Source organism: Sphingomonas rosea, from assembly GCF_039538065.1.
In the GTDB taxonomy this organism is placed as follows: domain Bacteria; phylum Pseudomonadota; class Alphaproteobacteria; order Sphingomonadales; family Sphingomonadaceae; genus Sphingomicrobium; species Sphingomicrobium rosea.
Genome location: NZ_BAABBR010000001.1, coordinates 1853487 through 1869588, shown reverse-complemented (window position 1 = coordinate 1869588; position 16102 = coordinate 1853487). Strand labels below are relative to the sequence as shown.

Genomic DNA, 16102 nt, shown 5'->3' with positions numbered 1-16102 from the left:
ATGTAAAGCGGGCGCGGGATGTAAACTCTTGTAACGCAACGGCGCCGCGCCGGTCATTTTACAACTGTTGATGCCCGTTAACGGCAACGCCCAGTTAATGGGGAGGTCGCGCAGGGCCGACTGTTTCCGCAAGGGGACAACCGGTCCACGAGCGCCGCGGCACCTGGCGAGTTCCCCTTTTTCGCACGCTGTCCGCGGCCTCGAGCCGGCGGCCCTACAGCCAGTCCTGCGCACCTCTTTCGACGGAGCGTGTGGGCATGATCGGGCAGGTGACGGGACGGACCGGAAGGCAGGCGGCGGCAGCGCTGTCGCTCGCCCTCTGCGCGCCGCTCTCGTCCGCCCATGCCCACGGAACGCCCGCCGGCACCGACATCGTCAACGTCGCGCAACTGCGCTGGCTCGACGGAAGCCAAGAGCGCACCATCCAGTCGAATGCGGCCTCGCTCAAGGTCGACGAGCGGATCGACGTCGCCATCTCGTGGCTCGACAGCGGCAGCGTTCCGGTCGCGCCCGGCGATAGCAATCGCGTGCTGACCTTCCGTGTCGTCAATGCCGGCAATGCACCCGAAGCCTTCGCCCTCACCGCGCTCGGCACGATCGGCGGCGACCAGTGGGACCCGGCCATCGCCGGAATCGCGATCGACAGTAACGGCAATGGCCTGTTCGACCCCGACCTCGACCGCACCTACCGGGCCGGCACCGACGACCCCCTCCTCCAGGCTGACGGAAGCGTCACGGTCTTTGTGCTAGGCAACGCGCCTGCGGGCCTGCCGGATGCTGCCATCGGCCTCGCCTCCCTGCGCGCGAGCGCGGTCACCGGAAACGGCGCGCCCGGCACTGTCTTCGTCGGGCGCGGCGAACAAGGCACCGATGCGGTCGTCGGCGCGACCACCGCGACCGCGGTCAGCCAGGGCAGTTTCGTCGCCAGCCTCGCCGTTCCGCAGCTCGCCAAGACGCAGAAGATCGTCGACGCCAACGGCGGCGCTTCGGCGCTTCCCGGCGCCGTCATCACCTACACGCTGACCGCCTCCTACGAAGGCGCGGTCGCGACCAGCGGCGGGCTGATCGAGGATCCGATCCCCGCCGGGACGAGCTACGTCCCCGGCTCCCTCAAACTCAACGGCACCACCATGACCGACGCCGCCGATGGCGATGCCGGACAGGCGGGGGCCGCGGGCGTTCGCGTCGCGATCGGCGCCCTCTCGCGCGGCGCAAACGCCGTCGTGTCCTTCCAAGTGCGTGTGAACAACTAAGCTCAGGAGAGTTGTACCATGTTGAATAAGCTACTTTTTTCCATCGCCGCCAGTAGCCTTCTCGCAGGCTCGGCCCTCGCCCAGGGCGTCACGCTCACGGCCGCCGTCATGCAGGAGAAGGTCGTCGAGGAAGCCGGCGTGAAGCACGTCGCGCTGGTCCCGGCCGGTACGATCGTTCCCGGCCAGGAAGTCGTTTACGACCTCGCCTTCGCCAACAAGGGCGCCAAGCCCGCCGAGCAGGTGGTCCTCACCAATCCCGTGCCGGCGACGCTCGAATATGTCTCGGGCGAGAACGCGCTCGTCTCGGTCGACGGCGGCAAGACCTTCGCCGCGCTCGGTGCCCTCAAGGTCACCGCGGCCGACGGCACGCAGCGCGCGGCCGAGCCGAAGGACGTCACCCACCTGCGCTGGAACCTCGCCGCGATCGCTCCGGGATCGGGCGGGCACGTCCGCTTCAAGGCGCGCCTCAAATAGCCGGTTCGCCGGACCGGCTCCCCCATCCCCTTCCGGCCAAATCCTCAACCTCACCAACTACTAGCAGGGTAAGATCATCATGAAGAAGGCATTGTACTTCGCGCTCGGCACGGCTTCGGCCCTGTCGATCGCGACCTCGGCCGTGGCGGCGCCGACGCCGGCCGGCACCGACGTCAACAACACCGCCACCATCGGCTACGCCACCGGCGGCGTCACCCAGGCGAACGTCCTCTCGAACACCGCGACCTTCAAGGTCGACCAGAAGGTCAACCTGACCGTCGCCGAAGTCGGCGGCCTCGTCACGCCGACCTCGCCGGGCGGAAGCAATTTCGTGACGACCTTCACCGTCACTAACACCTCGAACGCGACGCTCGACTTCGCGCTGAGCGCGGCGCAGCTGACCAGCGGCCAGACGGTCGCCTTCGGCGGGACTGACAGCTTCGACCAGACCAATGTCCGCATCTTCGTCGACAGCAACAACAACGGTATCTACGACGCCGGCGTCGACGTCGCGACCTACATCGACGAGCTCGCCGCCGACGCGACCCGCACCGTGTTCATTGTCTCCGACACGCCTGCCGGCCAGGCCGACGCAAGCCTCGCCGGCGTCGTCCTCACCGCCACGGCGGCCGCGGGCGGCACCACCGGAACCCAGGGCAGCGCGCTGGTCCAGACCGTCGGCGCCGACAATCCGGCGGCGATCGACATCGTCTTCGCCGACACCGCCGGCAAGACCGATGCGCTGCGCGACGGCAAGTTCTCGGCCGACGACACCTACAAGGTGATCGCGCCGACACTCGCACTGGTGAAGAGCAGCAAGATCATCTCGGATCCGTTCAACGGCACCACCAACCCGAAGCGGATCCCGGGTGCGACCGTCGAATATTGCATTGTCGCCACCAACACCGGTGCCGGCGCGGCCAACAACGCGATCATCAGCGACAGCCTCGCAAGCGTGACCGGCGTCACCTACCAGCCCAACTCGATCTACACCGGCGTTACGGTGTCGAGCGGGACCTGCAATGCCGACGGCACGCTCCAGACCGACGCGGTCGACGGCGACCAGAGCAACTTCGGCTCCAACACCGTCACCTCGAACCTCGGCACGATCAGCGGCGGCGCCTCGTCGGCGATCCGCTTCCGCGTGACCATCAACTAAGCCGTTTCGCCCCGCCGCCCGCAGGCGGGGCGAAAGCCGCCGGATGCCGCTCCTGACCGGCATCCGGCGGTCCTTCCCTTCCTCCCCCGACCGGAACCCGATGACCCGCTTCGCCCGCCTTTTCCTCGCTACCCTGATCGCCCTTGTGGCGGTTCAGTTCGGCGTGGCCGGGCGCGCCGAGGCCGGCCCGATCGAGAACCGCGCCAGCCTGTCGCTGCAGCTCGGCGGGACCCGTCAGACCTATTATTCGAACATCGTCGTCGCCGACCGCCTGCTTCCGCCGTCGCCCTCGACGGTCACCTTCATGCGCTCGACCACCACCGGCGGAATCCCGATCGCGACCGACGGCGGGCAGTGCCGCGGCGCCAACGGCTCCTTTGCCGCCAGCGCGCCGGCGCGCGCCGCAGGCGCTGGCGAGCAACGCGCCAACGCGATCGAAACCAGCGCTGTCCACGCCGGCGAGGCGATCATCGTCACCGTCAGCGATGCCAATCGCAACACCGACCCGGCCGTCCGGGAGCTGGTCGAAGTCGCCGTCACCAGCAGCAGCGGCGACGAGGAACTCCTCCGCCTGATCGAGACCGGACCGAACACCGGCCTCTTCGCCGCCGAGATCGAGACCGCCGGCGTCCCGCCTTCGGCCGTCGCATATAATTGCATCCTCTCGGTCGGGATCGGCGCCGCGCTGCAGGCCTCCTACACCGACACAGCCTATCCGTCCGACCGGTCGACGACCTCGATCATCGCCGACCCGATCCAGTTCGTGTTCGACAGCCAGACGGGCGCGCTGATCGACGGGGCCGAGATCACGCTGATCGACCTTGCGACCGGCCAGCCTGCCCTCGTTTTCGGCGATGACGGCAAGAGCCGTTTCCCGGCCACCGTCGTGAGCGGCGCAACCGTCACCGATTCGGCCGGCCGCAGCTATGCCCTGCCGAGCGGTGGCTTCCGCTTTCCGGTCGTCGCGCCCGGCAATTACCGGCTGAACGTCGTGCCCCCGGCCGGCTACTCGGGCGCGAGCCAGGTGCCGGCCGACCAATTGCGCCAGCTCAGCGGGCCCGCGGGCGCGTTCCAGATCGACCCGCAGGGCAGCTTCCTCCTCCCCTTCCTCGTCAATGGCGCCGCGCTGCTCCGCATCGACGTGCCGCTCGACCCGCGCCAGCTCCCCCTGCTGGTCCGCAAGAGCGCGTCGGTAAGCGAGGCGAGCGCCGGTGACTTCATCGAATATCGTGTGACGGTCGAGAACAACAACGCGCTGGCGGCGATGAACGCCACCGTGCTCCTCGACAGCATGAGCGAGGGGCTACGCTACAAGGCAGGCTCGATGCGTATCGATGGGCGTACGGTGTCCGATCCCGTCGTCGATCCCTCGGGCAGCGGCTTCCGCCTCGGGATCGGCAAGGTCACGGCGCGCTCCAGCCTGACGGTGACCTACGTCGTCCAGGTGACCAGCGCGGCCCGCACCGGCGACGCGGTCAACAAGGTCGTCGCCAACGCCAACGGTGTCGCCGCGAGCAACGAAGCACGCGCGCTTGTCGCCATCCGTCCCTTCCTGATGAGCGACGCCGCGACGCTGATCGGGCGTGTGTTCGACGGCGGCTGCGATGCGCCGGAGACCAGGATGGCCGGCGTGCCCGGCGTTCGCATCCTCATGGAGGACGGCTCCTACGTCCTGTCCGACCGCGAAGGCCTGTTCCATTTCGAAGGTGTCCGTCCGGGCACCCACGTCGTCCAGCTCGACGTCGCCAGCCTGCCCGAGGGCTTCGAAGCCGTGCAGTGCCTCCGCGACACCCGTCACGGCGGGAGCGCGATCTCGCAATTCGTCGAGGTTCGCGGCGGGACGCTCTGGCGCACCAACTTCCACCTGCGCCGCACCGGCACGGCCAAGCCACTCGCCGCCAAGGCCGCGCCCGTGCTCGCCGCGGACAAGCCGGCCGCCCCTGCCACCGACTGGTTCGCAGGCCAGCAGGCGGGCAATGCCCTCCTCTTCCCGGGTGACGGCTTCAATCCCTCCTCGCCGGCCGTGCGCGTCGTCGTGAAGCATCTCGCCGACACCAGCCTCCGTCTCCGCCTCAACGGCGCCGCGGTGCCGGACATCAACCTCGACACCAGCCAGGCGAGCGCGGATAAGAGCTTCCTCGTCACGCAATATCAGGGCCTCCCCTTGGGCGAGGGCGACAACCGCCTCGAGGTCGAGGTCCGCGGCGCAGGCGGGGCGCTGCTCGAGAAGTTCGTGCGCACGCTTCATTATGCCAATGCCGTGGCGCATGCCGAACTGGTTCCCGCCCGCTCGCGGCTGGTGGCGGATGGCCGAACCCGCCCGGTCGTCGCGATCCGCCTTACCGACCGCGCCGGCAAGCCCGTCCGCCAGGGCGTCACCGGCACCTTCCAGCTGACCGCGCCCTACCGCGTGGCGAGCGACCTCGACCTCCAGCAGGCCCGTCAGCTGTCGGGCGCCGATCGCGCACCGCCCACCTGGCAGGTCTCCACCGAGGACGGCATCGCGCTCGTGGAACTCGCGCCGACGACCCAGGCCGGGTCGATCGAACTTGCCTTCACCCACCAGGTCGAGCGGCGCCAGGTGCGCGAGATCGTCCGCGGCTGGATGGCGCCCGGCGATCAGCCGTGGGTGGTGGTCGGGTTCGCGGCCGGCACTGCCGGCTTCAACGTCCTCGACGATCACCAGGAGCGGCTCGGCGGCAAGGATTCGGCCAAGCGCTTCACCGACGGCCAGATCGCCTTCTTCGCCAAGGGCCGAATCCTCGGCAAGTGGCTGCTGACCATGGCCTATGACAGTGACAAGAAGACCGGCCGCGACGCTCGCCGTCCTCTTGGCGGCGTGATCGATCCGCAGCGCTACTACGACCTTTATGCCGACGGCACCGAGCAGGCCTATGACGCCGCCAGCGCCCGCAAGGTCTATCTCCGTCTCGAGCGCCCGCAATTCTACGCGCTGTTCGGTGACCTAGAGACGGGCTTCAACGACACCCAGCTCGGCCGCTACAGCCGCAGCCTGACCGGCCTCAAGAGCGAGTATCGCTCGGACAAGGTCGCGGTGCAGGCCTTCGCCGCCGACACCGGCTTCCGCTTCGCCCGCGACGAAATCCAGGGGTCGGGTCTCGCCTCGCTGTACCGGCTGAGCCGGACCGACATCGTGATCAATTCGGACAAGGTGCGGATCGAGGTGCGCGACCGCCTGCGCTCGAACATCATCTTGTCGGCCCGTGAGCTCACGCGTCACGCCGACTACGACATCAGCTACGAAGCCGGCAGCATCGACTTCCGCCAGCCGGTCACCAGCCGCGATCCCCAGGGCAATCCCGTCTTCATCGTGGCGGAATATGAAACCCGCGGCGACGGCACGCGGCGCTGGAACGGCGGCCTTCGCGCCGTGACCCGCCTCGCCGGCGGCCGCGCCCAGATCGGCGCGACCCTCATCCGCGATGCCGATCCAGCGCAGAAGAGCGACCTTGCGGCCCTCGATGCGCGGGTGCGGATCGGCGAGGCCACCGAAGTGCGCGGCGAAATCGCCGCAAGCCGCACCGACACTGGTGGCGAGAAGAGCCAGGGCCAGGCCTATCTCCTCGAGGTCGAGCATCGCGGCGAGACCGTCGATGCGCTCGCCTACTTCCGCCAGCAGGACTTGGGTTTCGGCGTCGGCCAGCTCAACCGTGCCGAAAGCGGCACCCGTAAATATGGTGCCGACGTTCGCCTCGGTCGCTCGCAAGGCCTCTCGTTGACGGTCGGCGGCTGGCACGAGGACATGCTCGCGACCGGCGCGAGCCGCGATGCGCTCCGCACGCAGGTCGACTATCGCGGACCGCGCACTTCGCTCCGCGCCGGCTATCAGTTTGCCCGCGACCACGTGCCCTCGGGCGAAACGCTGATCAGCCAGCAGGCCACCGTCGGCGGCTCGCAGCAACTGTTCGACAACCGACTCCAGCTCGATGCCGACGCGGCGATCGGCATTGGCGGCAAGGGTGAAAGCCTCGATTTTCCCAATCGCTACCGGGTCGGCCTGTCCTGGGCCCTGCGCCCCGACGTCCGGCTGCTCGCGAGCCATGAGATCACCGATGGCGCAAAGGTGGACACCGCAACCACCAGCCTCGGTATCGAGGCCGCCCCCTGGCGCGGCCTGCGCCTCGCGACCACGGTCAACCAGCAGGCGATGGCCGAGTTCGGGGGCCGCACCTACGCACTTTATGGGATCAGCCAGTCGCTGACGCTCAGCCCCCGCTGGAGCGTGGACCTCTCGGTCGACGGCAGCCGCACGCTCAAGGGCCAGATCGACCCGGCGCAGATCGTCAACATCAACCATCCGGTGGCGGCCGGCGGCTACCTCGATTCGAGCAAGACGATCAGCGACGACTTCTGGGCGGTCAGCACGGGCGCGACCTATCGCTCGTCCGTTCTGAGCTGGACCGGCCGCGCTGAATATCGCCGCGGCGACCTCGACGATCGCATCGCCGTGTCGACCGCGCTCCTCCGCCAGACCCGCGACGGGATCAGCATGGCCGCCGCCGCCCGCTTCAGCCGCATCGGCAACGCCGATGGCAGCGTCGCCACGCTCGGCATCGCCAATGGCGCCTTCGCCTGGCGTCCGCTGTGGTCGCGCTGGGCCGTCCTCGACAAGCTCGAGCTGCGCTGGGACGAGGTCGCCAACGGTCGCGGCACGACCGACGGTTTGCTCGGCTTCGACGGGATCGCGGTGGTCGGCAACGCCCGCACCCGCCGGATCGTCAACAATCTCGCGGTCAATCTCGTCGGCGCCGCCGGGATCGACGACCGCGACACTGCCGAAAAGGCTTATGAGCGCGATCAACTTTCCTTCTACTGGGGCGCGAAATACGTCTTCGATACCTTCGGGGCGGACGATTACGCCGGCTTCAGCAACATGCTCGGCCTCGAGGCGCGCCATGACCTCAGCGACCGCCTCGACCTCAGCCTCAACGCCGCGGTCCGCCACGTCTCTTCGACCGGCACGATCGATTATCTGCTCGGGCCGTCGGTGGGGATCTCCCCGATCCGCAACAGCTGGATCAGCCTCGGCTACAACATCAAGGGTTTCCGTGACCGCGACTTCTCGGACGCCCGCTACACCCGCGCCGGTCCTTACGTGACGCTGCGCTTCAAGTTCGACCAGGATACGCCCGCCGCCTTGTTCGGCCGGGCGAGGAGCCAGTGACGTGATCCGCCTTCATCCCCTGCATTGGCTCGTGGCAATCCTCGGGCTGTTCCTGGCGCAGGCGGCGACCGCCAACAATTGCGCGACGCCGTCGCGGGCGGGTTCGGTGACGGGCCTGTCGGGGATCGTGAACACTTATTATCCCGGCACCGCCTCGGCCGCTGCCGGCGCCACCAGCCTGTCGCTCGGCGCCGCGACCGGAGCGGCGACGCCGATCGCGGTCGGTGACCTCTTGCTCGTGATCCAGATGCAGGACGCGGCCATCGATACCACCAATACGACGACCTACGGCACGACCACACTCAACAATAGCGGCCGCTTCGAATTCGTCCGCGCCGCCTCGGCCGTCCCGCTCACCGGTGGGACGCTGACGATCGCGGGCGGAACGGGCGCAGGCCTAGCTTATGCCTATACCAACGCCGCCTTCGCGACCGCCGGGCAGCGTCGCTTCCAGGTCGTCAGGGTGCCGCAATATGCCGACCTGACATTAGGCGGGACGGTGACCGCGACCGAGTGGAACGGAACCAGCGGCGGAGTCGTCGCGCTCGATGTCGCGGGCACGCTCAACCTCAACGGCGGGACGATCTCGGTCAGCGGCCTCGGCTTTCGCGGCGGCGCCGGGCGCGCGCTTGCCGGCGGCACCGGGACCAACACCGACTATCGCACCCTCGCCTCGGCCACGCTCAACGCAAGCAAGGGCGAGGGCATCGCCGGGACCCCGCGCTTCCTGAACGACAATGGCGCGCTGCTCGACACCGGGGTCGAAGGCTACGCCAATGGCAGCTACGGGCGCGGCGCGCCGGCGACGGGTGGCGGCGGCGGCACCGACGGCAATCCCGCCGCCAACGACCAGAACACCGGCGGCGGCGGCGGCGCGGGCTATGGCGGTGGCGGCCTCGGTGGCTACGCCTGGTGCAGCACCCAGCCGGTCGGCTGCCCCCAGACCGGCGGGCTCGGCGGCCGTGGCGTGACCAGCCTCGCGGTCAATCGCCTCATCATGGGTGGCGGCGGCGGCGCGGGCACCACCAACAACGCCACCGGGACGCCCGCCAATGGCTTCGCCTCGAGCGGGGCCGACGGCGGCGGCATCGTCATCGTCCGCGCCGACAAGCTGCGCGGCGCGGGTACGATCAACGCGTCGGGCGCGAGCGCCAATAATAGCGTCCTCAACGATTCGAGCGGCGGCGGCGGCGCGGGCGGAAGCGTCCTCTTCAGTGCGCTCGATGCAACGGGTGCGAGCGTCACGATCGACGCCAGCGGCGGCAACGGCGGCTCCAACACCGGCGGCGGCGCGGCGCACGGTCCCGGTGGCGGCGGTGGCGGCGGCTTCGTCGCGAGCAGCTTCGCGCTGAGTGCCAATGTTGCGGGCGGAAGCGCCGGCACGACGGTCAATGGCGGCTCGTTCGGCAGTTCCTATGGCGCGCTCGGCGGCAACGGCGGCGCGGGCGCGACCATCGTCACCTCCGCCATTCCCGGCATGTCCTCGGGCGCCGAATGCACGCCGGTGATCAGCAAAGCCTTTTCGGTCTCGCCAGTCGGGATCGGCCAGGTCTCGCGGCTGACCGTCACGTTCCAGAACCGCAATCCCACGCTCGCCATGACCGCGGTTGCCTTCACTGACACCTATCCCGCCAGCATCGCCAATGCCGCAGTCCCCAATCCCGCAACCGCATGCGGCGGAAGCGTGACTGCGGCAGCGAACGGACCGTCCTTGGCGCTGAGCGGCGGTAGCCTGGCCGCGGCCTCGACCTGCACTGTCGCCGCCGATGTCGTCGGCAAGGTCGCGGGCGATGCAATCAACACCATCCCCGCAGGCGGGCTCACCGTCGCCTACGGCACCCAGACCGTTTCCTCGATCGGCGCCGCGTCGGCCACACTCAAAGTCCTTGCGCCGCTCACCGCCAGCAAGGCAGGCGAAGTCTATTGGGATCCGGTCAATCTCTTCACCAATCCCAAGAACATCCCGGGCGCGATCGTCACCTATACGATCACCGTCGCCAACCCGAGCGGCCAGGCGACCGACAAGGACAGCATCGTCCTGAGCGACGCCATTCCCGCCAACACCAGGATGATCGTCGGCGACTTCGGCACCGCCGGCAGTGGCCCCGTGGCCTTCGTCGACGGCGCCACGGCGAGCGGACTCACCTACAGCTACCTGGCGCTCTCGAGCACGGCCGACGACCTCGAGTTCACCACCGCGGCCGCCCCGGGCGCCGCCGACTGGAATTATGTCCCGACCGCCAATACGGACGGCATCGATCCGGCCGTCACCTTCTTCCGCGTCAAGCTCAAGAACCGGCTCAACACCAACGGCACCTTCAGCATCCGCTTCCGGGCAAAGGTGCAATGACAGGATTCAAGGTCGCTCCCGCGCCCAGGCGCGAGAAACGAATGTCGTCATCCTGCATTTCTCGCCCGAAAGTAGCTGGTTAGCTGCCCAGCATGCCGAGACGTGGCGTGCGAGGTCCGCACAACTTCATGCGGCTCACGAGAGGATCCCCGACACTCCACGTGCAAGAGGCGCCTCGCACAGGACGAGGCGCCTCTTGAACCTCACATCAGCCAGCCCGCCGGCTGGGTCGGACTGGAAGCCCAGACGATGTTCTGCAGGCTGACCTCGAACTCGCCCGTCGCCGGATTGCCGTCGGTGTCGCCGTAGATGACCGTCTTGCCGTTCACGGTATAGGCCCAGAGCGAATAGGCAGTCGGCGTGTTGCCGGCCCAGCCGAATGCCTGATCACCGGCCTGATTTCTATTCGCGTCGATTGCCACGAAGTCGAGGATGTCCTCGCCTTCCTGGTAGTCGAGGATCACGTCCCCGGTGTCTCGCACATCGAGGAAACGGAACGTGTCGCGCCCTGCCCCGCCGATCAGGTTGTCGATGCCATATCCGCCGACGAGGACGTCATCGCCTTCAAAGCCATTGAGCGAATCCGTCGCGTATCCGCTGCTGCCTCCGAAGAGAAAGTCGTTCCCGCCGCCGCCGCGTACCTCGTCTGCACCGCTGCCGCCATAGACGCGGTTCACGCCCCATCCGTCAGCGAATACCCAGTCGTCGCCGGCCTGACCGTACATGACGTCATTGCCGCCCATGCCGTACAGCTTGTCGTTGCCGGCGCCGCCCCAGACGATGTCGTCTCCCTTGAAACTGTAGATCGACTGACTCGAGGCGTCCCCGATCAGCGTCTCCGAGCCATCGGTCCCGTATATTGTGGCTGCGCTGCTGCCGCCGGGGACGGGAGCGTCGAAATCGTTGGGATCGCCGCCGAGGACGTACCAGTCGGGCCCACGGAAGCTGTCTACAGCGCCCTTGATCGTGATGCTGATGAGCTGGCTCGTTCCGTCGATGCTCCTGACCGTGAAATAGTCCGTCAGCGTCTGTCCGTAGTTGAGGCCGTTCACAGCCGGATTGGCGTCGTCGAGCGAATACTCCCAGCTGCCCGCCGACGTGATGGAGAAACGGCCGTATCCATATTGGCTTATTGCCGCGTTCTGGAAGGCGAATCCGCCGGCGTTGTCGATGTCATTGGCCTGGAGCTGGCCGCTCGCGAGCGGAGTGCCGCCGCCATGAACGCTCCGTTCGACCACGGTGCCGCTCGTGGTGCCGGTGATGATCGCCGCGTCATTGCTGCCGACGATCGTGAGCGAGACGATCCCGTTGGTGCTCGCTCCGCCAAGGTCGCGCACGGCATATCCGATGTCGAGCCTGACCGTCTCGCCGGCTCCGAGCGCCTGCCAGTAGGGGTCCGCTCCGTTGAAGCTCAACTGGCCGCTCGAGGTCAGCGCAATGCCTTGCGGGGCGGTGCCTGCGAGGCTGTAGGTGAGACTGTCGCCAGCATCGGCATCGGTCGCGGTAATCTGGCCGGTCCTGACCTCGTCTTCCGACACGATCGCCGACAGTGGTGCCGTCACCGGCGCGTCATTGGCGCCCTGGACGAGGAAGTCGATGGTCGCGGTCCCGCTCGCGCCAAGGCTGTCGGTCACCTTGTAGGTGACCTGCACCGACTGGCTCTGCCCATTGTGCAGCGACTGGAAGCTGGCGCCGGGCGCAAAACTCCATTCCCCGCCCGTCGACAGGGCGAAGCCGTCGGGCACCGCACCCACCACCGAGAAGACCACGCCGACCCGCTCGTCGGGGTCGAAGCTCGGAAGCTGTCCCGAGACCCGCCCGTCCTCGCTCACCGACTGGGTGAAGGGATAGGATTGGGGCGCCGGCGCGTCATTGATGCCGGTCACCGCAAGGACGAAGTGGGAGTCGCTCGACGCGCCATGTTCGTCGGTCACGCGGGTGGTGACGGTGATGCTCTCGCGCTGCCCCTCGGTGAGGAACTGGAAATCCTGCCCCCGCGTGTCGAAGGTCCACGTCCCGTCTTGGGCTAGAGTGAAGCCAGTGATCGGCGGCCCCACCACCGAATAGGTAAGCACCGCGCCCGTGTCGGGATCGCTGCCCGCGAGCTTGCCGGTCGCGACCTGGTCCTCGAGCAGGCTCGATGATCCCACGCGAAGCGTCGGCGCGTCGTTGCTCCCGACCACGGTGAGATCGAACGTCGCCTCACTGCTCGCACCGACGTCGTCGCGCACCAGCGTGCGGACGGAGAAAGCCACGCTCTCGCCATCGCCCAGCCCTTGGAGGGTGGCCGTGGGTGTGAAATACCAGCTCCCGTCGCCGTACAGGGTAAGCCCCTCCGGCGCTTCGCCGACGACCGAATAGAAGAGCTGCGCGTTTGTGTCGGAATCGGTCGCGATCAGCTGGCCCGAACTGAACTGATCTTCGCCGACCGTGACCGTGACCGCGCCGAGCACCGGCGCATCATTTGCCCCGAAAAGGGTGATGGTGAGCACGGAATCGCTCGACGCACCACGCTCATCGGTGACCCGCGTCGGAACCGTCAGGGTCATGCTCTCGAAATAGCCGAGGCCCTGGTAAGCAGCGTTGCCGCCATCGAAAGTCCAGCTCCCGTCCGCCGCCAGCGCAAAGCCTGCGGGCGCCTCGCCTGTCAGCGCAAAGGAAAGCAATGCGCCCCCATCCGGGTCGCTTGCGATCAGCCGCCCGCTTGCCTGGCTGTCCTCGAACAGGCTCGCCGCCTGCGCGTCGAGCACGGGTGCGTCATTTGTCCCCGTGACCGTGAGGGCAAGGGTCGAATCGCTCGACGCCCCCTGCTCGTCGGTCACCCGTGTCGCGGCGAGCAGGGTTCGCGTCTCGCCCTCGGCCAGTCCCTGATAAGCGGGATGCGACGCGTCGAAGGTCCAGCTCCCGTCTGCCGCCAGCGCGAACCCCGCCGGGGCCTCACCGACCAGCGCATAGGTCAGCACCGCGCCTTGGTCGGCATCGCGCGCGACCAGCCGGCCGCTCGCCTGGCTGTCCTCGGCGAAGCTCGCCGAGCCCGCCTCGAGCACAGGCGCGTCGTTCGTACCGCGGACCGTGAAGAGCATGCTTCCGAACGCCGTCGCCCCGCTTGGATCGCGCACCAGATAAGCGATGGTCACGCTCTGTGTGTCGCCAGCAGCGAGATGGTCGTAGGCGGGATCGCCCGCGTCGAACCGGCAATTGCCGTCGGCGCCGAGGGTGAAGCCCGCAGGCAGCTCGCCCGCAGCGCTGAAGGTGAGGGTGTCACTGCGGTCGGGATCGACGCCGTAGAGGTTGCCGGTGATGACCTGCCCCTCATCGACGGGCCACGGGCTGGTCGCGATGCCCGCCTTCGGCGCGTCGTTGGTCCCTGTCACCACGATCTGCAGGGTCGAGACCGCGCTCGCGCCATATTGGTCGGTCACCCGGTAATCGACCGTGACGAGCTTGGTCTCGCCGGCCGCCAGGCTGTCATAGGCAGCGTTGCTCGCGTCGAAGGTCCAGGCCCCGTTGCTGCCCATCTGGAAACCGGGGACGAGCTGGCCGGTCGGCACGAAGCTCAGCACCGCGCCATTGTCGACGTCGCGGTCGTTCAGTCCGACGTTGCCGCTGACCAGGCTGCCTTCGTTCACCGCCGCCCGATCCGCGACCGCCACCGGCGCATCGTTGGTTCCGATGATGCGCACCTTCACCGTCTGCCAGGTGAGCTGGTTCGATGCGCTGAGCACCGCGTAGACGAAGCTGTCCTCGAGCGTCTCACCAGGCGCGAGCGCATCGATCCGCGCCTGCAGCGCGCCGGCCGAGTAGCTGACGGTGCCGTTCGAATTGATCCCGATGGCAGCGCCGAGCGCGCTTCTGTCGGGAATGGCGCCGCCGACCGGGTCCCCCGTCGCAAGGTCGGCTGGTTGGCCGTCGTCGAGCGAATAGAGCGGCCGGGAAGCATTCTTCCCGTCATTTGCCCTGACATCGAAGACGAGAGTCGAACCGGCAGCGTCCTCGCTGATCCGAAAAACGTCGTCCGCGCTGGCCGCACCGGCCACGATCTTCAAAGGCATGTCTAGTCCCCCTTGACGCAACCCGAGCTCGTTACCCGTTCATCTTCGCAAGAACTGGTGCGCAATCAATAGGAGAAGATGGTTACTCGACCTTTCGAAGGCGGACAGCGCTGCCTTCAGTTTGCAGTGAGCTGGTCTACAGCGACTTCGCAGCGAACCTTACGATTTAGCCTCGTTGACGAAAGTCTCAGCATTGAAGGTACGTAAATGTTCATCAACCGGAGAAGGATCGCAGGTCGGGGAAAAGAACCCGTGATTTCACCAGCGGACGGAATGAGGTGCCGACCGGAAACCGTTCGCTCAGCGAAGACATGAAGGAAGCACACGCGGGATCATGTCCCGGCTGGGAATCCGTCTCGTCGCCGGGGCCGCAGACGACGACCCGCGCGGAATTGCGACCCACAGCCACCTCGGCGCGCGGTCCGGTTTCGGTTCTTCAGTAACGCGAAAATTGAGGCTCGAGGTGGAGCCGCACCGGACTGATCGGAGCAAGCAGCGCGACGACCCTGGCGACCCGCGCGCACTTACTTGCTGACATCATGGGGAGGAAATGGTGGGCGTGGCAAGGATTGAACTTGCGACCCCTGCGATGTCAACACAGTGCTCTACCACTGAGCTACACGCCCACGCTGGAACGGGCCTCTAGCGGGGGTCTTTCACCCGCGCAAGGCGAAAGGCTCAGCTGATGGCGAGAAACTTTTCGCGGCGCATCTGGCGGAGCTCTTCGGGGCCCTTTTCCGCCAATTCGTCGAGCTCCTCGACGATCGCCGCCTTGAGGCTGGCGATCGCACCGGCGCTGTCGCGGTGGGCGCCGCCGAGCGGTTCGGGCACGATCCGGTCGATGACGTGGAGCCCGAGGAGGTCCGCGGCAGTCACCTTCATCGCTTCGGCGGCGTCGGCGGCCTTGTCGGCGGTGCGCCACAGGATCGAGGCGCAGCCCTCGGGGCTGATCACCGAATAGACCGCATGCTCGAACATCAGGACCCGGTTGGCGGCGGCAATCGCCACCGCGCCGCCCGAGCCGCCCTCGCCGACGATCGCGGCGACGCTCGGGACCTTGAGCGCAAGCCCGCGCTCGGTCGAGCGGGCGATCGCCTCGGCCTGCCCGCGCTCCTCGGCCTGGACGCCCGGAAAGGCGCCGGGCGTATCGACCAGGCTGACCAGCGGAAGCCCGAAGCGGTCGGCGAGATCCATCAGGCGGATCGCCTTGCGATAGCCCTCGGGCTTGGCCATGCCGAAATTGTGCTTGAGGCGGGTCTGCGTGTCCGCGCCTTTCTCGTGGCCGAGGATCACGACCTTGCGGCCGTCGATCATGGCCAGCCCGCCGATGATCGCCTGGTCGTCGGCAAAGGCGCGGTCGCCGGCGAGCGGAATGAATTCGTCGGTGAGGCCCGCGACATAATCGCGGAAGTGCGGCCGCTCGGGATGGCGCGCGACCTGCGTCTTCTGCCACGGGGTCAGCCGCGAATAGGTCTCCTTGAGGAGCCTGCTGCTCTTCGCCTCCAGCTTCTCGATCTCGGGCGCGAGATCGAGGTCGCCCCCACGGGCGGTGTCCTTGAGCTCGGCGACACGCGTTTCGAGCTCGGCGATGGGCTTTTCGAAATCGAGGAAGGTCAACATCGGCGGGCG

General features: G+C 67.7%; 7 protein-coding genes and 1 tRNA gene. 5 read left to right on the top strand and 3 right to left on the bottom strand.

Features of this window, described 5'->3' with window-relative positions:
- Window positions 1-257 precede the first annotated feature (257 nt).
- From ABD693_RS09305 to ABD693_RS09285, 5 genes are all read left to right on the top strand, one after another.
- The gene (locus ABD693_RS09305) at window positions 258-1253 is read left to right on the top strand and encodes a hypothetical protein (protein ID WP_344696787.1); all 996 of its coding nucleotides are present in this window, start codon (window positions 258-260) and stop codon (window positions 1251-1253) included.
- Between the two features lie 18 nt (window positions 1254-1271).
- A complete protein-coding gene (locus tag ABD693_RS09300; RefSeq protein ID WP_344696786.1) occupies window positions 1272-1727 on the top strand; it encodes a hypothetical protein in 456 nt (151 codons plus the stop codon).
- A gap of 79 nt (window positions 1728-1806) precedes the next feature.
- Window positions 1807-2886, top strand: a complete 1080-nt coding sequence (locus ABD693_RS09295; protein WP_344696785.1) for a hypothetical protein — start codon at window positions 1807-1809, stop codon at window positions 2884-2886.
- A 43-nt stretch (window positions 2887-2929) separates the two neighbouring features.
- Entirely contained in the window at window positions 2930-8071 is a 5142-nt protein-coding gene (locus ABD693_RS09290; protein WP_344696784.1) for a hypothetical protein, read from the top strand.
- A gap of 1 nt (window position 8072) precedes the next feature.
- Window positions 8073-10421, top strand: a complete 2349-nt coding sequence (locus ABD693_RS09285; protein WP_344696783.1) for a DUF7933 domain-containing protein — start codon at window positions 8073-8075, stop codon at window positions 10419-10421.
- Between the two features lie 203 nt (window positions 10422-10624).
- Here ABD693_RS09285 and ABD693_RS09280 read toward each other — a convergent pair whose 3' ends face one another.
- From ABD693_RS09280 to ABD693_RS09270, 3 genes are all read right to left on the bottom strand, one after another.
- Window positions 10625-14473, bottom strand: coding sequence for a VCBS domain-containing protein (locus ABD693_RS09280; RefSeq protein WP_344696782.1), 3849 nt, complete (start codon window positions 14471-14473; stop codon window positions 10625-10627).
- Between the two features lie 551 nt (window positions 14474-15024).
- A tRNA-Val gene (locus ABD693_RS09275) sits at window positions 15025-15099 on the bottom strand.
- Window positions 15100-15151: 52 nt separating this feature from the next.
- The gene (locus ABD693_RS09270; protein WP_344696781.1) at window positions 15152-16093 is read right to left on the bottom strand and encodes an acetyl-CoA carboxylase carboxyltransferase subunit alpha; all 942 of its coding nucleotides are present in this window, start codon (window positions 16091-16093) and stop codon (window positions 15152-15154) included.
- Between the last annotated feature and the right edge of the window lie 9 nt (window positions 16094-16102).

Coding starts and splice junctions, on each gene's coding strand:
- ABD693_RS09300 (WP_344696786.1), top strand. CDS start 1,272: ATGTTGAATAAGCTACTTTTTTCCATCGCCGCCAGTAGCCTTCTCGCA.
- ABD693_RS09280 (WP_344696782.1), bottom strand. CDS start 14,473: ATGCCTTTGAAGATCGTGGCCGGTGCGGCCAGCGCGGACGACGTTTTT.
- ABD693_RS09305 (WP_344696787.1), top strand. CDS start 258: ATGATCGGGCAGGTGACGGGACGGACCGGAAGGCAGGCGGCGGCAGCG.
- ABD693_RS09290 (WP_344696784.1), top strand. CDS start 2,930: ATGCCGCTCCTGACCGGCATCCGGCGGTCCTTCCCTTCCTCCCCCGAC.
- ABD693_RS09270 (WP_344696781.1), bottom strand. CDS start 16,093: ATGTTGACCTTCCTCGATTTCGAAAAGCCCATCGCCGAGCTCGAAACG.
- ABD693_RS09295 (WP_344696785.1), top strand. CDS start 1,807: ATGAAGAAGGCATTGTACTTCGCGCTCGGCACGGCTTCGGCCCTGTCG.